The sequence below is a fragment of the Paenibacillus kribbensis genome (assembly GCF_002240415.1).
Lineage (GTDB): Bacteria > Bacillota > Bacilli > Paenibacillales > Paenibacillaceae > Paenibacillus > Paenibacillus kribbensis.
In genome coordinates this window covers 117199-140668 of record NZ_CP020028.1, presented here as the reverse complement: position 1 = coordinate 140668, position 23470 = coordinate 117199, and the positions used below count along the sequence as shown (strand labels likewise).

The window sequence follows — 23470 nt, the reverse complement described above, 5'->3', positions numbered from 1 at the left end:
GTGAAGCGTTAAGGGTAAAAAAGTAGTTTATTGCAGGCTCACGCGATACTCGGACGGTGAAACCTGATAATAATTGCGAAAAGCCTTGCTGAAGTAGTTTTTATCCTTGTAGCCCAGCATATCGGAAATTTCCTGAATTTTCAGACTGGAATCGCTCAGCAGCTCCTTCGCCTTGTCCATGCGAACCTTCTGTACATATTCGTGAATGCCATAACCAAACTGCTGCTTGAACAGCTTCATCAGATACTCCCGGCTCAAGAAATAAGTCTCGGCAAAAAATGAAATTTTGATATCTTCAAAATAGTAACGGTCGATATGCTTTTTGATATCCGATATATCAAAGGGCTGATTCCCCGCCTGGGCATGCTGAGCCCCGGCAATATAAAGCTCCAGCATCCGGGTCAGCCTCTGTCCGTAGTCGGCAAAGCTTGTAAAATCAGCAGACAGCTCGCCTTCAGCCACCCGTTCCGCTTCCCCAAAAGCGCCCTTTTGACTAGACACTGACACAGATGCGCCTAATTCAACCGCTGCTTCTCTCAGCAAAAAATGAAACTCCCTGATCAGCCGATCCGCGTCCTGCAAGCGGAACACAGAGCCGGATGCCAATTGCTTCAGCAGATCGTTTAACAGTACCTTTGCCCGGTTCGCCTGGCCTGTCTGAGCGTCCTTTTGGATCAGCAGCAGCCGATCCGTCCACTGCACTTCCTCTGACTTTATCATCTGCCGCGGCGCCGTATGAAGGACGGATGCTCCTTCCAGCTTCAACACATCTGTGCTGTGAATAAGCGCCTTCGCATCCGCGTAAGCAGACGCCAGCTCCACTACATCTGCGCAAGGCTGGCCTACCCCGGCGGACACCACCATGCCGAACAGCCCATGCAGGTTCGTCACCGCCTTCTGTGTCACCTGTGCCAGCAGAAGAGCCATATGCTCTTCCTGTCCCGGAGCCAGGGTACAGACGGAGATGATTTCACGCTCCCGCCTTGGGTGAGGGAAGCTAAAGCAGCTCAATCGCTCGTCCGATGTCTGAGCCAGCACATTCGTTACGGCAAAGTCCATCAGTTCGGTATCGCCATGAAAACGTGTCCTGCGAACCTCATCCCTGTTCAGCAACCGCAGCACGCTCACTCCAAAGCGATTCCCCGGTTGATCTGCTCCGATCAAGGGGAGCAGCGTCGTATTCGCCTGTCTTTTGAAGCTGCCATCCAAAATGGACAAATACAGCTTCTCCTTCAGCTTGGGCAGCGACATATTCAGCGTAATGTTCTGGCTGATGAACTCGTTTTCGCTTTGCTTGCGGCTTGCCAGGATGTCCACGGCCTTGCGCAGCGCCTGGTTCAGATCCTGTCGGTGGATCGGCTTCAGTAAATAGTCCACGACCCGGGACTGTATCGCCTGTCGTGTATATTCGAAATCGTTGTAGCCGCTAATGACAATCGTCAGCAGATGGGGATACGCCTTTTCGATAGCACGAAGAAACTCGATACCGTTCAGCTCCGGCATTTTCATATCCACCATGACCACATCTATGTTATGCTGACTCAGCATCTCCAGCCCAAGCCTTCCGTTCGTTGCCTCATAGATATGCTCGATGCCGAGATGATCCCAATCCCCGACAATACGAATGGCCTCGCGCAATGGCTCCTCATCGTCAATGATCAGTACGTTATACATGACTATTTCCTCCCTGGGGAATGCGCATTTTGATTTCCGTTCCCGTTTCATCTGCAAGTATGAATAATCCGGCCTGATCTCCATACAAAAGCTTTAGCCGTGTATTTAGATTCTTCAAGCCGATGTGCTCGCTCTCCCGTTCTTCCCATTTTTCATGGAACGAATCCAGCACCTGTCTCAGCTTGTCCTCCGAGATCCCCGGCCCGTTATCCCTGACTGTAATGGTGGCATCTGTAGCACCGGATTCGGCTGAAATCACAATCAGGATATCGCTCGATACTTTTTCCAGTGCATGCTTGATGGAGTTTTCCACCAACGTCTGCACGGATAACCTCGGAATCTGCAGTTCCATCAGCGCTTCCTCCCACACCAGTTCCAACCGCAGCCTCGTCCCGAATCTTGCTTTTTGCAGGCCCATATATCGTTCAATATGCTTGAGCTCTTCGCGGGCAGCCACGATATCCTTGCCATTGATCGAATATCGCAGCGTTTGGGCCAAGGCATCGACCATATCGGCCATGTCGAGCATCTCCCGCTTTAATGCCTGTGTGGATATGGCTTGCAGGGCATTATACAGAAAATGAGGATTAATTTCAGCCTCCAGTGCCTTGAGTATGGCATTTTTTTCGACCAGTTTCATTCGATAGCGCTCATTAATTAATTCTTCGGTTCTTTGGACCATTTCGTTAAAATGCAGCGACAAATACGCGATCTCGTCATGTCCCTTCACAGGAGCCGCTGCCCCAAAATCCCCGGTACTAAACCGCTTCATCTGGGTAGACAGCTTGTGTAAAGGCCGGGTAATGGCGTTCGAGGTCAGCGTCACCAAAATAATAGACACGCCTAAAAATAAAGCCCCGATCACGTAGCTCCAATTGCGCGTCGTCGTAGCCGCCTCATAAATTTGGCGGTAAGGAATAGGCTTGATCAGCTGCCAGCCTTCCTTTTCGCCAGCATCATAAACAATCAGATACTCCTGGTTGCTGCTGCGATCTGACCACGTTACCCGTCCACTTCCCCCCTTGCCGATCTGTGCCAGCACCCCCGAATCCCGTATCCGCTCATACAGCGGAAAGCTATCCACATAAAAGGGAACCCGTTCGGGGTTTATCAGCAGCAGATGATCTCCTTTGCCCAGTGGAACGTTCTTCATGATATCGTCGACGGCGCTCGTATTGTAATAAAAGGACAACATCGCCTGCGGATGACGGGATGCAATCGACCTCAGCACTCGATGATATGCCATAAAGCTGGCCTGCGGCGCCACATAGCCCATATCGGAACGGGAGCCCACAAAGGATTGAAACGACTCGTTGGTCGTGCTCGCCATCGCCTCTTGATACCAGGAGAGCTTGGGAATATCCGTGTTAACTCCTTTGCGTACCGTAATGTTATACGTCTCCCGAGTAACCACATAGTATTGATGGCGGTCGGCCACGTACAGATAGATGGCCTCCAGATCATTGCGCGAATAAAACATGCTGCGCAAGTAATTTTCAATGACCATGCGCGAAGCATAGTCATTGTTCTCATTGGCAATCGCGTTCATGATATCGTTATAACGAAGCTGCGGAAGCGCCAACTGCTGCATCCCTTCCAGGTAATCCTCCAAATTTTGATTGACCAGCAGCAGATTATTGGTTGTGCTGGCGATGCTATGGTTGACTGACTCCTTTTCAATCATCTGATAGGAAATAATCGTGAGCGAGCCCACCACCAGAATGATCACCGAGGTAAAAAGCAGTATGAGCTTGTTCACTAATTTCTGCGTAATTCGCCTCCATATGGATCGAAGAAGCGCGCCTGCCCGTTCTAATATCATGATCACCGCCCCTTTTGAAAGCGTACACATTTTTACCCTCAACTGTTTTCTTAAATCCATTGGTCCGGCCGAGAGGCTATCCTATACTTTCATTATATCTCAAACGGCTTGGAGCGAAAGATCGGAAAATGTTGAGAAAAAGAGGTGCATTATGCTGAAAAAAAGGGGAACTCGGGGTGACAAGGGCAGTAAATTGGAATTCGGTTTATTCACACTGCCCGTAATCTTGTGCATTACGATTGCATTTTATATTCCGTTTTTGATGACGATACGCTATTCCCTGACCAAGTGGAACGGCATTGCCAAACATCCGAAATTTGTAGGTCTGGATAACTTCAAGCAAATTCTGCTCGGAGACGCCAACTTTGCACATGCAGCCTGGTTTACTGTCAAATATGCCATTCTGTACATTGTGCTGGTGAACGTGCTGGCCATTTTGCTGGCGCTCGTCCTTGACATGAAGCTGAAAAGCTCGGCCTGGCTGCGGGCGGCTTTCTTTATCCCTTACATCCTCAGCCTCGTGATCGTCGGATTTATATGGAAATTTATCTTCATGCAAGGCTTTGAATCACTGGGGCACAGTACGGGCTGGGGCATCTTCCAGCTAAGCTGGCTGGGTGAGGAAGGACTCGCGTTTGTTTCCATTTTGGCGGTATCCATTTGGCAATCGATTGGCTTTTACATGGTGATTTACATTGCAGGCCTGCAATCCGTACCGGATGATTTGAAGGAAGCTGCCATTGTAGACGGAGCAGGGCCGATTCGCAGGTTTTTCAGTATTATTTTGCCGTTGCTCGCACCTTCCATTACCATCTCGGTCTTCATGGCATTGACCAATTCGATCAAGGTGTTCGACGTCATTTTATCCCTGACTGGCGGTGGACCGGGAGGTACGACCTACAGTATTGCCTATGATATTTATCGGGACACGTTCCAGAACAATCTATACGGCTACGGGACAGCCAAAGCTTTGATTTTATTTGTCGCCGTACTGATCATTACAATCATTCAATTGACTATTTTCAAACGCAGGGAGGTTGAAGCCTGATGCAACGCAGCCGTACGGGACGTATTTTGCTGGAAGCGGGCATGATTGTACTATCGCTGTTATTTCTGTACCCGCTGTTTCTCGCCATTAACAATTCGTTCAAAAGCTTCGCTGAGGTCATGACCGACGTCATTGCGCTGCCCAAGCAGTTTTCGCTGGATAACTACGTATATGTATGGCAGTTTATTAACTACCCACGCTTGTTTCTGAACAACACAATCATTACGGTGGTTGGGCTGGCAGGTATTGTGCTGATATCCTCCATCGCCGCCTACAAGCTGGCACGAACCAAAAGCAAATGGAGCTCCGTGATATACATGCTGTGCATTATGCCGATGCTGATTCCGTTTCAGTCCATCATGCTAACCGTCCTGCGGCTGGCAAAAGACCTGAATTTGGCGGACAGCACTTGGGGGCTTGGCCTATTGTACTGGGGTTTTGGCGCACCGCTGGCCGTATTTATTTATCACGGCTTCGTGAAAGGCATTCCCGCCGAGATTGACGAAAGCGCCAAGATCGACGGAGCCTCGGGCTTCCGGCTTTTCTTTTCCGTGATTTTCCCTTTGCTGAAATCAGTCACTGCCACCATCGTTATTATCGACGTGATGTGGATTTGGAATGATTTCCTGCTGCCCCTCCTCATGGTTAACGGCTCACCCAGCACCAAAACGCTTACGCTGGCGGCTTATACCTTCGTTGGGCAGTATACATCAGACTGGCAATATGCCATGACTGCCATGGTAATGGCTGTGCTGCCTTCCATTATTGTATTTATCTTTCTGCAAAAATACATTGTCAAAGGCGTTGTTGCCGGAGCTGTAAAGGGCTGAGACAGCTATATGAATATAAAGGTGAAAAAAGAGGACTTGCGTGTGATTAACGCAAGTCCTCTTGGCCTTATCATAATCGAGCCTGTGCATCTGCACAGCACGGCACTAAGCCTTAAACCGCCCCAATGCCTTGAGCATCTCTTTTGTCGTCAGCTACCTCTCCCTTTCCTTGACATTTTCTCTCATTAATGATTTACTGTTTTTATTATTCGTAATTATTACTATTAAGTAATTCGAAAAAGAAAAGTACTGCAACATATTCAGCATTTCATAAACACTTTCGAAAGGATGAGTGATTACGTTGGCAAACACGATGGAATCGGAAAAGAAAATACCGGTTACGGTACTAAGCGGGTACCTCGGCGCCGGCAAAACCACGCTGCTCAACCATGTACTGAACAACCGCGAAGGCTTGCGGGTAGCTGTCATTGTCAATGATATGAGTGAGGTAAATATCGATGCCGATCTCGTTCGTGACGGTGGAGGATTATCGCGTGTAGATGAGAAGCTGGTGGAAATGTCCAACGGCTGCATCTGCTGCACCTTACGGGAGGATTTATTAAAGGAAGTGGAGCGACTGGCGCTCGACAAAAAGTTTGACTACATCCTTATTGAATCCACGGGTATAGGCGAGCCGATCCCGGTTGCCCAGACGTTCAGCTATGTAGATGAAGAAAATGGCATAGATCTGACCAAGCTGACGCGACTGGATACTATGGTTACCGTCGTGAATGCGCCGGAATTTTGGAAGGACTTCTATTCGAGAGACTCGCTTAAGGATCGTGGGCAGGAAGTGGCGATGGAGGATGCACGCGGCATCGTTGATCTGCTGATAGAGCAGGTGGAATTCTGTGACGTGCTGATCATTAACAAATGTGATCTGGTATCCCCGGAGGAGCTGGAACGACTGGAAAAAGCACTGCGCGGCATTCAACCGAACGCCAAAATCCTTCGTTCCGAATACGGTAAAGTTGATCCAAAGGAAATTTTGAACACGCATCGCTTCAATTTTGAAGCAGCCAGTCAAGCGGCAGGCTGGATACAGGAAATGAACAAAGATGAGCACATACCGGAGACAGAGGAATACGGCATTGCTTCGTTTGTGTACAAGCGCAAGATTCCATTTCATCCCGAACGCTTGCTGAAATGGCTGGCACAATGGCCTGCTGAGGTTGTCCGTTCCAAGGGGCTGGTGTGGTTCGCCACGCAGAACCGTACTGCTTTTACATTCAGTCAGGCGGGCAGCTCCAAGCAATTCGCACGCGCAGGGCTATGGGTATCTGCCTTGACCGAAGAAGAACGACAATACTATCTCGGCGAGGATTTTGAAAAGACACCTGACTGGGATGAACAATATGGCGACCGGGTTACCAAGCTTGTATTCATCGGTATCGATATGGACCGGGAAGAGATCGAACGTACATTGGATGAGGCGCTGCTGACTCCTGAAGAGATGGAACAGGACTGGCGGAAGCTGCCTGACCCTTTTACGAAAAAAATATAATATATAAGCTGAACTAGAAAATATGCAGTGGCATGATAGGTAGCTTTTAAGTTCAACCTATATTTATTTGTGCTTGACCCACTGCATACTGTCCAGCGGCCAAAATATCACATCCGCACGTCCAACAATATCTTTAATGGAGACAAAGCCAATGGCACGACTGTCCCTGCTGTTATTGCGGTGATCACCCATGACAAATATATAACCCTCGGGAACCTTGGAATCCGTTATGGTCCCGTTTGGAAAGTCCACATTATTATATAGCTCTCCCTTGGCATGCGCCTTCTGGATGGCCCCTTGAATGTAGGACTCCTCTACTTTCTTGCCATTTACGTACAGATTGTCGCCTTGGTATTGGATCTGATCCCCCGCAACACCAATGACACGCTTAATAAAATCCTCACCTTCTTTTCTGACATGAAATACAATAACCTCACCGGGCTTGGGATCACGCAAACTATAGATGATCTTGTTCACGACAACTCGTTCATCTGTCTTGAAGTTCGGTTCCATGGATGCCCCCTCAACGATAAATGGCGCAAATAGCAGCCAACGTATAATGAACACGAGCACAATGGCTACAATAATCGCTTTAAGCCAATCTATCATCTCGCTTTTAGCTAGCGGCTGCTTTTCCAGCAATTCTTTAGACGTTGGATTCGTCAAATCATTCCCGTTCTCCATGCGTTAAACCCGCCTTTTCTCACAGATTTCATTCCTATTATATGTATAATGTTTAAGTATAATCAAATTTTCCCAATCTGGCAAAGCTGCATTTTTAGTTGAAACAAATGTGTGAACTTTTTTTCACAATCTCAAAAAAACAGCAAAAAACTGTTGATGCAAACGTTAACATATATTACACTGTGCATATGCATCTTAGAGCGTTTTGGACATAGGGTAGGAGAATCTGTCACCCAGGAGGTGTCCTGTTTTTACTCGAAAGACAGCATGGACCGCTTGTAAATATGCTATCTATTTCAAAATAAGAACTCAAATAAGGAGGAATTTACATGTTTAAACGCAATGACCGTCCAAAACACGGCTTTAACGCTCTAAGCCTCGGTGTTTCTTTTGTTTTCGCTTCTTCATGCCTTATTGGAACCGCTTACGCAGATACGTCATCCAGCATTTCTTCCTCTGCCCTCTCTACAGAGATTTCCAGCACAGTTGATTCATCTGCTGTTGCCACAACCTTGGCTGCGGGCGACTTGTACGTAGCACCAAATGGTAACGTGTCCAATCCGGGCACCATATCCAGTCCTACCACTCTTGAAGCAGCACTAACACAAATTGCACCAGGTAAAACGATTTACCTGCGCGGCGGCAACTACGCCTACTCCTCAACGATCACCGTTCAGCATGGGAATAACGGAAGCAAGGGCTCACTCAAGGGGCTTGTTGCTTACGGCAGCGAAAAGCCGGTGCTTGATTTTTCAGCTCAAGCCTTTGGTTCAAGCAACCGGGGACTTCAGCTTAACGGAGACTATTGGCTGGTAAAAGGGCTTGAAGTCAAAGGTGCCGGGGATAACGGTATCTATATTGGCGGCAGCAATAACCGGATTGAAAATGTGGAAACCCACCACAACCGGGATACTGGACTCCAGCTTGGACGTTACTCCACTACCGCCTCCAACAGTGAGTGGCCTTCAAACAATCTGATTTTGAATTCCTACTCTCACGATAACGCTGATCCTGATAATGGTGAGGATGCCGACGGCTTTGCTGCCAAGCTGACTGTAGGACCAGGCAATGTATTTGATAACTGCTTGGCTGCGTACAACGTAGACGATGGCTGGGATTTGTATAGCAAAACCGAAACGGGCCCTATCGGTGAAGTAACGATTTTGAACAGTGTTGCCCACCACAACGGGCAGACCTCAGATGGAACGTCTACCAAGAACAGTGACGGCAACGGCTTTAAGCTGGGTGGAGACAAAATCAAGGTCAACCATATCGTGAAAAACAGTATTGCTTTCCAGAACAAGAAACATGGCTTCACCTACAATAGCAACCCTGGCAGCATTACGTTGACCAATAATACCTCATGGGACAATGGACAAAGTAATTTTGCTTTTGACAAGGGTGATCACGTGTTCATCAATAATCTTTCCTTTGAGGGAAGCTCCAGTGACAAAACAAGCGGTACAGATCAAGACAATTCCAGTGTTTGGTGGAAAAACAAAAAATCAACGAATGCCAAAGGTCTGGTAGTCAGTGCAGACGATTTTGTCAGTCTCACGCCTTCCATCACACGAGGTGCAGACGGTTCCATCCAGTTGGGCAATTTCCTTAAGCTGGCCAAGGGAAGCGATCTGATCGGCTCGGGAACACCGAGCGGTACCAATATAGGGGCGCGCTAAAAGCCCCTTCTAATCAGGACGCCCTGGCCCATCTACCAACTTAGACAATTCTGCATTATATAGTGACCGGTGATTGTCCTCATAACCATAGAAAATATGAGGTGAACAGACCATGGAACGAAAAATCACACTGAAACACACTCTCGCCTATGGAAGCGGTAACATGCTGGGAAGCGGCGCACTTGCCGTTAGCGGCGCATGGCTTATGTACTTCTATACGACCTTTTGCGGACTGTCTCCAGTTCAGGCCGCAGCCATTTTCTCCGTTGCCAGCATTATAGATGCAGTCAGCAATCCGATCATGGGCTTCATCAGCGACAACTTTCACCGAACCCGCTTGGGCCGTAAATTCGGCAGACGCCGTTTTTTCATCATGCTGGGTATCCCGCTGATGCTCGTGTATCCGTTGCTTTGGGTAGATGGGTTGGGCTTCTGGTATTACTTGAGTACCTACGTGCTGTTTGAGCTGATATATACCTCTGTTATGGTGCCGTATGAAGCACTTGCCGCAGAGATGACCCGGGATTTCGGCGCTCGCTCCAGACTGACTGGATGGAAAGCAATGTTCGGTAAAATGGCCAACTTTGCTGCTGCCTTCATCCCTGGTCGCTTTATCGCCGCTTACGGTAAAGATTCTCCATTGCCCTTTTTGTACACCGGGCTTGTGTTTGCAGCGATTCTGCTGATTGCTATGGCATTTTTGTACAAAAACTCCTGGGAGCGTCCCGACGAGGAGCTGCAGAAGGAATTGGAAGGCGAGGCTCCTCTCTCTTTTATTGATTCCATGAAAAAGCTCTTCGTCGATATTTCATCGACCTTCCGGGTGAAAACATTCCGTCATCATCTCGGTATGTATTTAGGGGGCTTTTCAGCCGAGTGGCTGTTCACATCTGCCTTCACGTACTTTATTGTCTTCTCCTTGTTCCAAAGCTCGGAGATGGTATCCAATCTCAACAGCTTTAACTCTGTAATTCAACTGATTTCCACCTATTTGTTCATTCAATTTTGCGTGCGCAAAGGCTTCCGTATGCCTTTCATCGCCGCACTCGTCATCGTTTGCTTCAGCGTATTGGGCTACGGCGTGCTCTACTTGACAGGTGCCTCCAATATGATGATGTGGTTGTACGTGGTCACACTCTTCATGGGACTTGGTACAGGCGGTGTCTACTACATTCCCTGGAACCAATATACGTTCCTTGCCGATGTAGATGAAGCACTGACTGGTCGTCGCCGCGAGGGCATTTACGCGGGTATGATGACGTTTGCTGGCAAAATGGTGCGGGCCGTTGTCGTCTTCATTCTCGGCTGGGTGTTACAGCACTATGGCTTCGTATCCGGAGCCGATACCCAACCGCTTGCTGCTCAGCACGCCATCTTTTATGTACTCGTCGTCGGCACGATCGCTCTGGCGATCATCGGTATGATTGCTTCCGTCATCATGAAGCTGGACATTGACAGCCACAAGAAGCTCATCGCTGAAATTGATCGTCTCAAAAACGGGGGCTCCATGAAATCAGCCAAGCCGGAAGCACGTAAGGTGTTCGAACAGCTGACAGGGTTTAATTACGATCGGTGCTGGGGCAACAACAATGTAGGCTTCAAGAACAAACCCGTTGACCCTAAGACACATACTCCGTCCATGTAAACCAGAACAACGATCATCGATCGAACATTTTCCAAAGAGGTGACTGTATCATGGCAAATCCGATATCACAACCAACGACCAATCCGACAAAAACAGATTCCTGGGCTGTACGCATGAGCGACTCTGTACTGGCACGTAGTCCTGAATTTTTTGAAAAATGGGAATATGACCACGGTGTCATTTATAAAGGCCTGGAATGGGTTGGCGAGCTAACAGGTAATCCCAAGTATATGGAATATGTAAAGAAACAAATGGATCATTTTGTTGACGAAAATGGCGTCATTCAGCGCTATAAAGTAGATGAGTTCAACATTGACCACGTAAACAACGGTAAGCTGCTCTTCACTCTGTATCGTGCCACAGGGGATGAACGTTATAAAAAGGCAGCTTACCAATTACGCAGTCAGCTGGAAAAACATCCGCGCACCAGCGAGGGCGCATTTTGGCATAAGCAAATCTATCCATACCAAATTTGGCTGGATGGCCTGTACATGGGTGCACCGTTCTACGCTGAATTTATCCGCGAATTCGGAGATCCATCAGAGTTTGACGATGTGACCCTGCAATTCAAGCTATGCTACAAGCATACGCGTGACCCAGAAACAGGTCTGCTCTACCACGCTTGGGATGAGAAGCATGAGCAGCCTTGGTGCAACCCGGAGACAGGCTGTTCCAAAAACTTCTGGGGCCGCTCGATGGGCTGGTTTGTCATGGCACTCGTTGACGTACTGGACTATATTCCGGAGGATCATGCAGATTTTCCTGCCTTGATCAATATGCTGACAGAAACACTGGAAGCTCTGCTGAAGGTCCAAGATGAAGCTAGCGGCGTCTTTTATCAGGTGCTCAATCTGGGCCACGTGAAAGGTAATTATCTGGAAGCATCCGCTTCCTGCATGATTCTGTATGCGATCGCCAAAGGCGTGCGCAAAGGCTATCTGCCAGAGCATTATCGTCAAGAAGCGGAAATCATCCGCAAGGGAATTATCGATGAATTTATTACGATTACCGAAGAAGGACTTGTGAATCTGAACAAAACGGTGCAAGTAAGCGGCCTGGGCGGTAAAGATCGTCGGGACGGTACATTCGCCTACTATATCAGCGAGCCTATTGTAACCAACGATCCTAAAGGGATCGGTGCTTTTATTCAGGCGATGGGTGAAGCAGAGCGGATCTAAAGCAGAGAGCAACTCCATATGCTGCAATACAAAGGACGAGGGCTAATGACCCTCGTCCTTTTGCGATCCATCATTTATTTTTTAAAGCCAAAATCTCTGACTCAGACAGCCCAGAGGCTCTTACTATAATGGAAATTTCAACTCCCAAAGCAAGAAGTTCTTTGACCATTTCAACCGCCTTCTTCCGTTTACCTAGAGCCTCACCACGAGCCTCGCCTTCAGCTAGCGCTCCTTCAATCATAGAAGCTTCATCATGCAAGTATTTCTGTCTATCCTCATATAATCGGCGAGCTTCTGTATCCTGACTAAGAAATTCTAACGTATCCATTGCTTTCTTTAATACAGGCTCATTCATCTTCAGCACCTCCCAATTGGATTTATCGGCGCCCTTTAAAAATAGTAACCAGTTGACCAATCCACCATTTTCAACGGGAACCGCGTGATCGTCCAGTTTTGGCAACTCCAGAAAATGTAGCTCAATATCGATTATCTACTTCATGATCTTAAATTCATAGCCCTGTTTTTTGAGATATTCTATAATTTGCGGCAAAGCTTTTGCAGTTTCTTCCTTGCCATAGGTATCATGCATTAAGATTATGGCCTTTTCCCGACCTTTTACTGACTTTATGAATTGGTTTATTAATGCGGCTGCTTTCTTGGGCTTACCCTCTGCATCTTTGTTTAACACGTTCCAATCTACTTGATGGTAATCCTTTTGTAGCAGCACTTTATCCAATGCAGCCATCCCCTGCGGATCTCTTCTCTCCCATGTCATATGGCCTCCCGGAAATCGGACCATTCTTGTAGAGAAGCTCGGCCCCAGAATGCTCTTTAAGACCTGATTATTCCTTTCAATATCCTGCATAACACGCTCAGTATTTACTTTCCTGTAAGGATACAAATACTTATAATTATGTGAATACGTATGATTTCCGACCGCATGGCCTTCTTTAACGATTCTTTTGACGATGCTCCTTGTATGTTCGTTTTCATTGGCTTCCTTGCCTACGATAAAAAAGGTTGCCTTTACTTTCTGTTTTTTCAGAATATCCAGTATTTGAGGTGTTACCGTCACAGATGGTCCGTCATCGAAAGATAGGTAGGCTACCTTTTTTCCATTAGCTCCATCCGGCTTTTGTCCGAGCATTTGCTGGTTTAAATATTTCTCAACAAAAGCGCCATCTTCAACGCCGGTCTCGTCTTTTGGTAAAGTTGCTTTACCCTTGGAATCCGTATTTGCTTTTACTTTAGATGGATCATGCGCTACGGAATCTGTCTTTTTAGCAAGCTCCTGTGTTTGCACTGGTGGTTTGCTGTCTGAAAACATAATCGTAATCAAAGTAATACAACCCACTATAAATAATAAAATAGCAGCCAACACGAGTCTTCTTCTGTTCCTCTTTGAGCGGTACTCGCTTGCCCTACTATGTGAATAGCCCTTTTCCATAAGCTTATGTACCTCCACACCACATTTAATATTTCTCTCAATATAGACATATTTACATAGGTTACTTTACCACAAAGTGCGCTTCCCTTCGGATACTAAATAAGAAAAACCACCGGATCAGGGGATAGCCTACTCCCGGTGGTTTTTCACTTACATTGCTTAAAGAAATGTATGAAGTATGATTGCCAATCATGAAGATTGCTTCGTTAGGGCCTGAGCCAGCAAAGACGCATAGGCTTTAGCGCCCTTGGGTTTCAAATGGACTCCGTCATGTTCGAAGTATGAGTTTTTACCAGAGCTGGCTCCGTACCAATCGATCATCGTAATTCGTGAGTCCTGGGAGGCCGCTTCGGCAAGATGCTTGTTCACAATGCTCTCCCACGGTCGTGGTACACGGGTATTCACAAGTATAATACGCTTCGCATCCTTCAGACTGGCCAGCAGATTGGATAGCTGGTCCTTGGTAAAAGCACCGTTCGTGCCCAGCTCAATAATAACCGTCTTCCCCAGCTGCCCATTCTGCCTCAGCTGCTCCAGCACGGCAGGCGCTTCCGCCATCTGACGGCCGATCCTCCCATCTACAACAGCGCCTGGGAAGGATTCCTCAATGTACGACTGCACATCCAGCATGACCGAGTCCCCAATCGCAGTCACACTTGAGCCATCAACTGTCGCAGGCGCAGCTTGTTGGGTTGAAGTATCCGACGGTGTCGTAAGGTTATCGGTAGTCCCAGCCTTGACCGCCGTATTTTGGGGCGTTTGGGGCCCGGTCGACGCTGGAGTCTGCTCCTTGCTGCCTTGGGATGCTTGCGGCGGCTTGACTTGGGACTCTCTGGAAGCCACGGATACCGTTCCATGAAGCGGAGGTATCGCCTTTGACTTCGCAATAGGCTTCTCATCGCTTGATGCTGCCTGTATCGTTGCGTCAGGAGACGCCACGTACAGGTGAACAGCACCTGCAAGCACGCCTACAACAAGCATAGATGCTGCAGTTGCAGGTATCCATCTCCACCGTGCCTGTCTGCGAACCGCTGAACGGATTCCCGCAAGCCAGCTACGGAATCCCCTGTGGCGGATCGGCTCCTCGATATATTTATACGAGAGTGACGCCAGAAGTATGGTAGCTAACAGTTGTACAATAATTCGCGTGACATGCACACCATCGGTATCCACCTGAGGTGTCGTCAGTGTGATCACCGGAACATGCCACAGATACAGCCCGTAGGAACGGGCGCCAATCCAGCGCAAGGGCTTGAGTCCCAGCAGTCGGCCGAGATGGCTCACCGGATGTGCCAATGCTGCGACTACAATAGCAGTGACCAGCGCGATGCCTAACAAACCACCCCGGTACAGAGACGGGTCATATTCATTCGAGGCCCACGCCCAGTGACAAAGCAGCAGCAAGCTAATGGCGCCGATGCTATCCAAAAGCAACCGCGCCTTGGCTGAGGTCTGCTCTTTCAGCTTGCCGCTCGGCCATACCAGGGCCAGCGCTGCACCGATGAGCAGTGCGAACCCGCGCGTATCCGTGCCATAATACACCCGGCTCGGATCGCTTCCCGGTACGTAAATCACGGCCATCAGAAGCGCAGAGATTAACGCCAGACTTGCCACCCAGCCGGCGAGTGCACTGCGCCTTGGCATGCATTTAAGCCCCAGCGCCAGCAGCAGCGGCCACAAAATATAGAATTGCTCCTCCACCGCCAGCGACCACAGATGTCCGAGTGGAGAAGGTGGCCCAAAGCTTTCAAAGTACGAAACCTGATGAAAAATAAACCACCAGTTGCTCATATACACTAAAGCGGCAGGTACATCTCCGCGCAAGGCTGTAAGCCGTGACGGATCGAAAAGCAGCGAGCACAGAACAATGACAGCCACAACCGTCAACATGGCAGGCAGCAGCCTTCTGGCACGACGCAGCCAGAAATCTTTCATTTTAAAGCTATGATATGTATCCCACTGACTGACCAAAATATCGGTAATCAAATACCCTGACAAAGTAAAAAACACGCCTACACCCAACAAACCACCCGGCAACCAGCCCGGATTCAGATGATACACAATAACTGCGATGACCGCCAGCGCTCTTAATCCATCCAAGCCTGGCATATAACGACGTTGTGATGGCAACCGATTCAATTTCATTTCAGCCGCCGTCCTTCTTGCAAACTCAAGCTCCCTGTCTGTTCCAATCTCTTCTGCCCTTTCCCTCTCCTGCACATCGTCTGTGCGATGCCCTGTAGCCTTTTTGTTCATTATATAGAACTTCATAATCGTAATGATTTCATTGAAGTTAAAATTAATGACAATGTTTTTATTATATCACCCCTTTCCACAGTTAGGTAAGCACTGATAGATATACAAAAAAAGGTATCTCTTCCCTTGGGAAGAAAATACCTTTTTGTTGGTTTTGCTTAAAATTTGATAATTCCTGAGGTGTGCAGGAAGACCAGCAGCATCAGGATCGGTGCAACATACCGAAGACCGAACAACCATACGCGGAACCAGAAGGGTTTGAGATTCGCATGCTCACCCGCAGTCTTCCAGTAGTAACCTGTGAATATAACAATCAGCAAGCCGCCTAACGGCAAGAAGATGTTGGAAGCTGTGAAGTCAACGAAATCAAAGAAGGATTTGTCGCCGACTTTTAATTCCGGAACCAGTCCCATGGACAATGCAGAAGGGACACCCAGCATCAGGCACAGGACAGATACGATGATAACCGAGCGAACCCGGCTCCAACGGAACCGTTCCATAACATAGGCTACGGGTACTTCCAGCAAGGATACCATAGAACCTAATGCAGCAACCGCCAGCAGTACGAAGAACAACCCGCCAAAGAAAGCACCGAAAGGCATGGCAGAGAACGCAGCCGGTAAAGCAATAAAGACCAGAGACGGCCCTTGAGCTGGGTTAATTCCAAAGGAAAAGGTTGTAGGGAAAATAATCATACCTGCGATAAATGCATAGATTAAATCCCCGCCACCAACTGCCAGCATGGCTCCACCCAGCGATTGTCGACGATCCACATAAGCACCGTACGTGACCATAATCCCCATCCCCAGTGAGAGCGAGAAGAAGGCATGTCCCAAAGCAACCAATGCAGACTCTATGCTAAGTTTAGAGAAGTCAGGATTCAGGAAGAAGGATACGCCCCCACTCGCACCTGGCAGCATAAGTGCATTTATCATTAACACGAGCAACAGGATAACCTTGGCGGGAATCAAAATTTTATTAAACTTTTCAATCCCGTTCGATACCCCAAGCGTAACCACGACTGCTGTAAATGCAAAAACAATCAACAGCCAAACCAACGGAGCGTAGCCCGAGGAAAAGGAGGCGAACTGTCCAGCAAAATCATTATTTGAAAACAGACTTCCACTGAATGCCTCTACGGCATAGTGCAGTGTCCAGCCTCCTACAATGGCATAAAACGACAAAATAACAAATGGCACGATAACAAACATAATGCTCATCTTGCCCCAAATCGGATGACCACCCACTTTGACCATGGCAGAAGCAGCACTTCCTCGACCCGCACGTCCAAGCGCAAGCTCCGCTAAAAGGACTGGCAAGCCTACAAGCAACAGGCAGACGATAAACAACAAGAAAAATGCAGCTCCGCCATATTGTCCAGTAATATACGGAAATTTCCAAATGTTACCCAGTCCTGCCGCACTCCCGATCGCTGCCAAGATAAATCCGGCCGACGAGAAGCGTTCATTTTTATCAGACAGGCTATTCTGCCCCTTGCTCAAACTCATTATATCCCCCTCATTCATCTCTACTTCCGCATAAACATAAGCATGCGTACATAAATAATTTTTACTCATTATAGCGTAAGTAGGATGTAAGGTCATACAAAATTTTTCACTATTTATCGAATTTATTTTCATATTGTCGAATATCTACAGAATTCTACAAAAAACTACATTTTTTCTTCGACATCCTGCTTTATAATGGCCTCTCCCATGCTATTGGATACTTTTTGATAAATATACGAAATCGCCAGCAATACCACACCGAAGGAGAAGTAGGCTACGATGGTGCTTCCTGTTGTTAACAGGTGCAGATCATATAAAAGCAGCTTGCCTGTCGATAGCAGGGTCAGTCCCAGACCGAATCTACGAATGTAGACCAACCGCTTGAGAAAGCCGTATACGATATACAGAATCGCCAGCAGTAAATATACCAGACTGAATACGAGACCTGCATCCCCCAGACGGAACTGAACCCCAAGAAAGGCAGTAATAATGCCCAGCAAATATACCCCCATAATGACCGGATACAACTCTATGCTTCGATAATGACGTGTCATCAGTGCATTCAGGAAATCCCTGCTGCTGAAGAAGACCAGCACATTAAAAGCTGTGAGTACCGTCAACGCTACATAATCAGCAGCCGTATTTTGCGCATAATTTTCATGCAAGGTCGGAACCGCTACGGTAACCAACAGTCCCAACGTATAGCCTATGACGTACAATGCCAGGCTGTAGTATTTAATCACCCGATCGTACAACAGCTTCACCTTAGGCAGGAAATAAGCCAACACCAGCGATACGCACGTGTACAGCAACACCTTGTACAAGGTGTAATGGGCAAATCCGTCCGATACGACGATATTGTACCAGTGCCCGGCTTCATACAAGAGGTAGCAATACACGTTCACCAAAGCTGCATATTTAAACCCTTGCATGACACGCATTTCATATAAACGATTGTTTTTGAACGCATCCGGACGGCTGAATTGAATGGCATAAAAGAAAGTAACAACCAACATCCCGAGCGTAATGAGTGTGTATTTGAGCCCGAAATAATCCGTTTCAAAGCCTGACAGCAGGTATATAGGGAAATCGACGAAAAAGAATGCGCCCAGACATAGTCCTAAAATGCCCCAGCCCGCTCGCTCCAATTCCTTCAACCGGTAACGGTACCCACACAAAGTCAGGAGCACGGCCTCGATCAACCAGCCCATGGATAACCATCTCACTCCAAACTGGAACGGAATCATGAGGATGGCAAAGGTCAGTGAAGTCGCATAAAATAATATTTTCGTTTGTTTCTCCGCTGGAATATATCGACTAACCCATCGTCCCAGACCCCCATACACCAAGCAAAAGACAAATGCCAGCAGACCTTTGTAATCATCCAGACCCGCATCGCCAAAGAGAGAGTACAGAACGCTGCAGCTCACGACGGTGTTCAGAGCCAGCAGGGAGAAATCCAGCCATGACAGCTTTGCCTTCAAACGGAAAGGCACCCACAGCGTCATAGCGAGATACATCGCAAATGTACTAACTGCATACAGCATGCTCGCTGCGGTGCTTTCTGATAGCCATGCCAGCACAACCATCAAAGGTGTATTGAGCATAAAACTGATATATTGCACAATGACCCACCGCTTGCGCAAGGATACAAGCAGAATGAGCAGGTTCAACAGAAACAGATAACCCATGGCGATATAAACCGCATTCCCTTCCAGCCCGTTCGCTGCCATATAGGAAAACAGCGGAAGATATCCTCCTACTAAACCAAAAGAGCATATCGTTCGCGATTCATACCTTAATGACAATAGCACAGCGGTCACCGTAACCAGTACGGACAAGCCGATGCCTGTATACATTCCTATGATCTCCAGCAAAAAGTAGCTGTAGAAAATCGATCCATACAGCACGGAAATCCCGCCGCCCAAAATACCGAGCGCAAAGGTCTGCTTCTGCTTGCGGTACAGCCATTCGCCGCCGACCAGCATCAACGCTCCCAGCAGAAAGAAGGCTACACCCTTCATATTTCCTGTAAACCAGTTTGAATAGGAATATTTAAAGGCGGCTCCTACACCCAAAATAATGAGCAAAATCCCCAGCTTGTTGATCCAGTTCAAGCCTAGCTTCATTTCGAACTGATTCTGCTTCATGCGCTTCTGCATCGTTTCTTCGCTGATCTCTTCTTCTCCGAGCTGCTGGAACTCGCTTGCTGTCTGATGAAGCAATTTGCGCTCGGCCTCCTGAAACCGCTGGCGCTGCTCCATGATCCGGTCACGAATCTCCTCCGAGAACAGCCGCAATCTGGCGACGATTTCGTCCTGATCCTCTTTAAGCTCATGTGTGGCTTGCTGAATAAGCTGATCCACCCGGTTCTTGGCCCCATATTCAAAGGCTGTCAGCCGATTCTGCCCCTCTGTTGTTTTGGATGCAAAATAGATCTCCAGCTTTTCACGGGAAATGCGAATCATATTCGCCTTTTCACTCAGCATTTGCTCCGTTAGCGAAGTGCGCAGCCTTCCATTTTCCTGCTCCATATGTCGTACCCGCTCTTCCAACTGAATGCAACGAGCCTGATATTCCTCAAATCTCTGTCGCAGCACCTCATTCTCCAGAATGATATCCGAGGCTTCATAGTCTGCAATTAATGTCTGATACTCCTTGAGCAGCTTGTTCTGTTCCTGGCGAATCGTATGTAAACGATCTTTAAAATCCTCCATGTTCTCCTCCCTCGCTGTTCATTTTGGTAATCATTACATTTTACATGAAATTAATAAGGCATTATAGAGACCTTTTTTCCTTCATAAATATGAAATATGGATAATACCGTAAAATACATTATAATGTTGTAAATACCATCTACTTTTGCAATATTTCTATTACACTTAGTAAGGGAGAAATATACATGTATTCAGTGAGCGGCACCATGGCTTTGATAGCAAGCATGTCCATGTTTTGGCTTCTATACTATTTAAGAGTCACCCATTCCTCAGGGTTTAATGATGCTTTTTACTTATTTCCACTGATCTTAATTACGCTGTGTATTTATTTTTATTGGAAGGATCATGATGAAAAAAGTAAGTAAGCCTATGCACAGCACTCATACCCTTGATTGCCCTGCCGAAAATCCGTATACTTAAAAAAAAGCAAACGACATTGTGCCTGTGAAGAGCATCCAACTCGGAGGCGTTTACGCCAAGGATCATACGTTAGCGTAGGTTATGGCAATATGTGTTCCTAAGTAAACCGGACCCGCCCGTTACAGCGGAGCAAAGTGGATTGGAGAGTCATGACATCTGTCATGCTGTCCGGTCAATTTGGGTGGCACCGCGAGATATAAGCGCTCCTCGTCCCATGTGGATGAGGGCGCTTTTTGTATTTTTATCCGAAAGGGAGTGCGGTGTCATGTTGGACATCAAATGGATCAGAGAGCATCGGGAACAGGTACAAACAGCAGCAGACAACAAAGGAATGCAGGTATCAGTGGCAGAGCTGCTGACCCTGGATGATCGGAGAAAAGAGCTGCTGCAGGAAGTGGAACAGCTGCGTCAGACGCGTAATCAGTGTAGTCAGGATATCGGGGCGCTGCTTCATGCCGGAAAGAATGAACAGGCAGAGGCTGCCAAGCGGCAGGTCAAAGAAATTAACGGACAATTAGACCGTCTGGAAGTCCCGCAGCAGGAAGTGGAGGAGCAGTTTCAACAGCTCTTGCTTCTGATGCCTAATATCGTATCGCCAGATACGCCACGGGGCAGATCGGATGAAGATAACATAGAACTGGAACGGGTCGGAATGATACCCGATTTCGGATTTGAACCGAAGGATCATATGGCACTCGGCCAGTTGCACAGCCTATTCGACGTTCCTCGCGGTGTCAAAACAGCCGGAACCCGTAACTATTACCTGACAGGAGCGGGGGTGGCGTTGCACCGGGCCGTACAGCAGCTTGCAGTCGATCTGCTGACTGAGCGGGGATTCCAGCTACTGGACGTTCCGCTAATGGTACGCTCTGAGGCGATGCGCAGCACTGGCTTTTTCCCGCTTGGGCTGGACCAGACCTACCGCATCGCAGGGGAGGATCAATGGCTCGTAGGCACCTCGGAGGTTCCGCTGGTCGCATATTACAGCGGTGAAATCGTAGATGTCACCGCTCCGATCCGGCTGGCGGCTGTATCGGTATGCTTCCGCAATGAGGTAGGCTCAGCTGGAAGAGATGTGCACGGACTATATCGTGTGCACCAGTTCGCCAAGGTGGAGCAGGTCGTGCTCTGCGAAGCCAGTCTGGACGCTTCGGAGCAGATGTTTCAGGAGATTACGCGCAATGCGGAAGACCTGCTTCAGCTGCTGGAGCTGCCCTACCGCAAAATGGCTGTCTGTACAGGCGACATGGCGCAAAAAACCTACAAGCAGGTGGATATTGAGACATGGATGCCCAGCCGACAGGCTTATGGCGAGACACATTCGTCGTCCCAGTTGCTTGATTTTCAGGCGCGCCGTTCCAACATCCGGTACCGCAATGCGGACGGCAAGCTGCAATATTGCTACACTCTCAACAATACAGCGGTCGCTTCGCCCCGGATTTTGATTCCGTTGCTGGAGCATCATCAGCAGGAGGACGGCTCGATCCGTATTCCAGAGGCTTTACGTCAGTATATGCCGCAGCATATGGAATTTTTGCGCCCGCCCATTTTATGAAAACACGAGCACACTAAGAAGAATTAGTAACCAATGAGTAGTACCCAATAAGTACGATTTCCTATTGTAATCATCGCAAAAAAGACGAAGGACAGCTATCCTTCGTCTTTTTGTGATGCTCACTGCGCTTCTGCTTCCCACACACTTGCAGGGCCAAAAAACTCATAGTGGATATCCGAAACGGGGATATTCCACTCCTTCAACAGGCCATACACCGATTGCATGAACGCCTCAGGACCGCAAAAGTAATATTGGGCGTTACGTTCCGGCACCACGGATTGCAGCCAAGGCAGGTCCAGACGGCCTTCCTTGTGAAAAGCCTGCGTCATCCGATCCTGCTCTGTTGGTCTGCTGTAACACCACCGAACTGCGGCCTGTGCATGTGCGGCGATCAACTTTTCCACCTCATTACGCAGAGCATGGTTATCCCCATTGACTGCTGCATGGACAAAGGTGACAGGGCGATCCGGGGCAGACTTCACCAAGGAAGCCAGCATGCTGACCATCGGGGTTAGCCCGACGCCACCGCTGATCAGCACGACAGGTCTGTGATCTGCCTGGTTCAGCGTGAAATCACCAGCCGGTGCAGATACCTGCAGCACATCGCCCTCCTGTACCTGCTCATGCAGATACACGGATACTTTACCCGCCGGACGGGCCCCTACGGCATCCTCGCGCTTTACGGATATCCGGTAGTGAGGTTGTCCTGGGGCATCCGAAAGGCTGTATTGACGGATGTGGGTATTATGTTCACCCGGAATCTGCATCTTGAGGCTGATATATTGCCCAGACTCGAATGCAGGCAGCACCTGTCCATCCTGCGGCACCAGGTAAAAGGACGTAATTTGGTCGCTTTCCTTGACCTTTTTTTGCACAACAAAGCTCTTAAAGTCAGACCAGCCTCCCTGCTGCTGTTCCGCCTCGTTGTACATTTCAGCTTCCACGTCTATAAATCCCTTAGCGATCACACCATAGGCCTCGGCCCAAGCGTTAATGACCTCGTCTGTAGCCGCATCCCCCAACACGTCCTTGATCGCAGCAAGCAGATATTTTCCGACGATAGGATAATGCTCAGGCCGGATTCCCAAACTGCGATGCTTATGTGCAATCTGACGCACCACTGGAAGGATTTCCTCCAGACGATCAATGTGCTGTGCAGCCGCATATACAGCATTGGCCAGTGCCCCTTGCTGACGTCCCTGCTTCTGGTTAGCGTGATTGAATATATTCAGCAGCTCGGGATGAGCCTCGAACATCATCTGGTAAAAACGCTTGGTGATCGTAGTTCCGTGCACCTCCAAGACAGGTACAGTCGATTTAATCGTTGCAATGGTTTGCTCACTCAGCATCTTTATATCCCTCTTCTCTCCAAAATAAGATGAACAAAGGGTGTTTCAACATATGCACCCCATTGTTAACCCTCCATTTACAGCCCAGTATACCCACATAAAGTAACCGTTAATGTGATTGCAGTCACTTTAAATTTGAAATATTTGAACATGT

The 23470-nt window shown here is 48.2% G+C and carries 15 protein-coding genes and 1 pseudogene; 7 read left to right on the top strand and 9 right to left on the bottom strand.

From position 1 onward, the window contains the following. Positions 1-27 precede the first annotated feature (27 nt). Both B4V02_RS00635 and B4V02_RS00630 read right to left on the bottom strand, forming a co-directional pair. On the bottom strand, positions 28-1674 hold the full coding sequence (locus tag B4V02_RS00635; protein ID WP_094153390.1) for a response regulator: 1647 nt from the start codon (positions 1672-1674) through the stop codon (positions 28-30). Continuing rightward, positions 1667-3526 (bottom strand): sensor histidine kinase, encoded by a 1860-nt coding sequence (locus tag B4V02_RS00630; RefSeq protein WP_094153389.1) that lies wholly within the window; start codon positions 3524-3526, stop codon positions 1667-1669. The genes B4V02_RS00635 and B4V02_RS00630 overlap by 8 nt, the downstream gene beginning before the upstream one ends. 121 nt (positions 3527-3647) lie before the next feature. Here B4V02_RS00630 and B4V02_RS00625 point away from each other — a divergent pair, with 121 nt between their 5' ends. From B4V02_RS00625 to B4V02_RS00615, 3 genes are all read left to right on the top strand, one after another. Further along, positions 3648-4544 carry a carbohydrate ABC transporter permease gene (locus B4V02_RS00625; RefSeq protein WP_094153388.1) on the top strand — a complete coding sequence of 299 codons (897 nt, stop codon included), beginning with the start codon at positions 3648-3650 and terminating at the stop codon, positions 4542-4544. Continuing rightward, on the top strand, positions 4544-5374 hold the full coding sequence (locus B4V02_RS00620) for a carbohydrate ABC transporter permease (protein WP_007433022.1): 831 nt from the start codon (positions 4544-4546) through the stop codon (positions 5372-5374). Before B4V02_RS00625 ends, B4V02_RS00620 begins: the two co-directional genes overlap by 1 nt. A 301-nt stretch (positions 5375-5675) precedes the next feature. Next, the gene (locus B4V02_RS00615; RefSeq protein ID WP_094153387.1) at positions 5676-6878 is read left to right on the top strand and encodes a GTP-binding protein; all 1203 of its coding nucleotides are present in this window, start codon (positions 5676-5678) and stop codon (positions 6876-6878) included. A 63-nt stretch (positions 6879-6941) separates the two neighbouring features. On the opposite strand, the gene lepB is transcribed toward B4V02_RS00615, so the two are convergent. Continuing rightward, entirely contained in the window at positions 6942-7562 is a 621-nt protein-coding gene (gene lepB / locus B4V02_RS00610; protein ID WP_007433024.1) for a signal peptidase I, read from the bottom strand. 329 nt (positions 7563-7891) lie between these two features. On the opposite strand from lepB, the gene B4V02_RS00605 reads away from it, so the two are divergent. The 3 genes from B4V02_RS00605 to B4V02_RS00595 all read left to right on the top strand — a co-directional run bounded on the left by B4V02_RS00605 (position 7892) and on the right by B4V02_RS00595 (position 12064). Continuing rightward, positions 7892-9241 (top strand): right-handed parallel beta-helix repeat-containing protein, encoded by a 1350-nt coding sequence (locus B4V02_RS00605; RefSeq protein ID WP_007433025.1) that lies wholly within the window; start codon positions 7892-7894, stop codon positions 9239-9241. A gap of 112 nt (positions 9242-9353) precedes the next feature. Next, positions 9354-10886 carry an MFS transporter gene (locus tag B4V02_RS00600; protein ID WP_094153386.1) on the top strand — a complete coding sequence of 511 codons (1533 nt, stop codon included), beginning with the start codon at positions 9354-9356 and terminating at the stop codon, positions 10884-10886. Between the two features lie 50 nt (positions 10887-10936). Further along, on the top strand, positions 10937-12064 hold the full coding sequence (locus B4V02_RS00595; protein WP_094153385.1) for a glycoside hydrolase family 88/105 protein: 1128 nt from the start codon (positions 10937-10939) through the stop codon (positions 12062-12064). Between the two features lie 70 nt (positions 12065-12134). Here B4V02_RS00595 and B4V02_RS00590 read toward each other — a convergent pair. From B4V02_RS00590 to B4V02_RS00570, 5 genes and pseudogenes are all read right to left on the bottom strand, one after another. Next, positions 12135-12548, bottom strand: a pseudogene (locus tag B4V02_RS00590) (Rpn family recombination-promoting nuclease/putative transposase); the annotation flags it as partial. A 6-nt stretch (positions 12549-12554) separates the two neighbouring features. Further along, positions 12555-13511, bottom strand: coding sequence for a polysaccharide deacetylase family protein (locus B4V02_RS00585; protein WP_094153384.1), 957 nt, complete (start codon positions 13509-13511; stop codon positions 12555-12557). Positions 13512-13700: 189 nt separating this feature from the next. Next, on the bottom strand, positions 13701-15656 hold the full coding sequence (locus B4V02_RS00580; protein ID WP_094156913.1) for an acyltransferase family protein: 1956 nt from the start codon (positions 15654-15656) through the stop codon (positions 13701-13703). A gap of 269 nt (positions 15657-15925) precedes the next feature. After that, entirely contained in the window at positions 15926-17275 is a 1350-nt protein-coding gene (locus tag B4V02_RS00575) for a sodium-dependent transporter (RefSeq protein WP_094153383.1), read from the bottom strand. A 164-nt stretch (positions 17276-17439) separates the two neighbouring features. Continuing rightward, positions 17440-19992, bottom strand: coding sequence for a DUF2339 domain-containing protein (locus B4V02_RS00570; RefSeq protein WP_094153382.1), 2553 nt, complete (start codon positions 19990-19992; stop codon positions 17440-17442). Positions 19993-20677: 685 nt separating this feature from the next. Between B4V02_RS00570 and serS the strand changes: the two genes are divergently transcribed. After that, the gene (gene serS, locus B4V02_RS00560; protein ID WP_094153381.1) at positions 20678-21967 is read left to right on the top strand and encodes a serine--tRNA ligase; all 1290 of its coding nucleotides are present in this window, start codon (positions 20678-20680) and stop codon (positions 21965-21967) included. Positions 21968-22086: 119 nt separating this feature from the next. Here the strand turns inward: serS and hmpA are convergent, their stop codons facing one another. Next, positions 22087-23316 carry an NO-inducible flavohemoprotein gene (hmpA, locus tag B4V02_RS00555; RefSeq protein ID WP_094153380.1) on the bottom strand — a complete coding sequence of 410 codons (1230 nt, stop codon included), beginning with the start codon at positions 23314-23316 and terminating at the stop codon, positions 22087-22089. Positions 23317-23470: the final 154 nt, after the last annotated feature.

Excerpts from the sequence above, each read along its gene's own strand:
- hmpA (WP_094153380.1), bottom strand. The coding sequence starts at position 23,316 with ATGCTGAGTGAGCAAACCATTGCAACGATTAAATCGACTGTACCTGTC.
- lepB (WP_007433024.1), bottom strand. The coding sequence starts at position 7,562 with ATGGAGAACGGGAATGATTTGACGAATCCAACGTCTAAAGAATTGCTG.
- B4V02_RS00575 (WP_094153383.1), bottom strand. The coding sequence starts at position 17,275 with ATGAGTTTGAGCAAGGGGCAGAATAGCCTGTCTGATAAAAATGAACGC.
- B4V02_RS00630 (WP_094153389.1), bottom strand. The coding sequence starts at position 3,526 with ATGTGTACGCTTTCAAAAGGGGCGGTGATCATGATATTAGAACGGGCA.
- B4V02_RS00570 (WP_094153382.1), bottom strand. The coding sequence starts at position 19,992 with ATGGAGGATTTTAAAGATCGTTTACATACGATTCGCCAGGAACAGAAC.
- serS (WP_094153381.1), top strand. The coding sequence starts at position 20,678 with ATGTTGGACATCAAATGGATCAGAGAGCATCGGGAACAGGTACAAACA.
- B4V02_RS00625 (WP_094153388.1), top strand. The coding sequence starts at position 3,648 with ATGCTGAAAAAAAGGGGAACTCGGGGTGACAAGGGCAGTAAATTGGAA.
- B4V02_RS00585 (WP_094153384.1), bottom strand. The coding sequence starts at position 13,511 with ATGGAAAAGGGCTATTCACATAGTAGGGCAAGCGAGTACCGCTCAAAG.
- B4V02_RS00605 (WP_007433025.1), top strand. The coding sequence starts at position 7,892 with ATGTTTAAACGCAATGACCGTCCAAAACACGGCTTTAACGCTCTAAGC.
- B4V02_RS00595 (WP_094153385.1), top strand. The coding sequence starts at position 10,937 with ATGGCAAATCCGATATCACAACCAACGACCAATCCGACAAAAACAGAT.
- B4V02_RS00600 (WP_094153386.1), top strand. The coding sequence starts at position 9,354 with ATGGAACGAAAAATCACACTGAAACACACTCTCGCCTATGGAAGCGGT.
- B4V02_RS00580 (WP_094156913.1), bottom strand. The coding sequence starts at position 15,656 with ATGAAATTGAATCGGTTGCCATCACAACGTCGTTATATGCCAGGCTTG.
- B4V02_RS00620 (WP_007433022.1), top strand. The coding sequence starts at position 4,544 with ATGCAACGCAGCCGTACGGGACGTATTTTGCTGGAAGCGGGCATGATT.
- B4V02_RS00635 (WP_094153390.1), bottom strand. The coding sequence starts at position 1,674 with ATGTATAACGTACTGATCATTGACGATGAGGAGCCATTGCGCGAGGCC.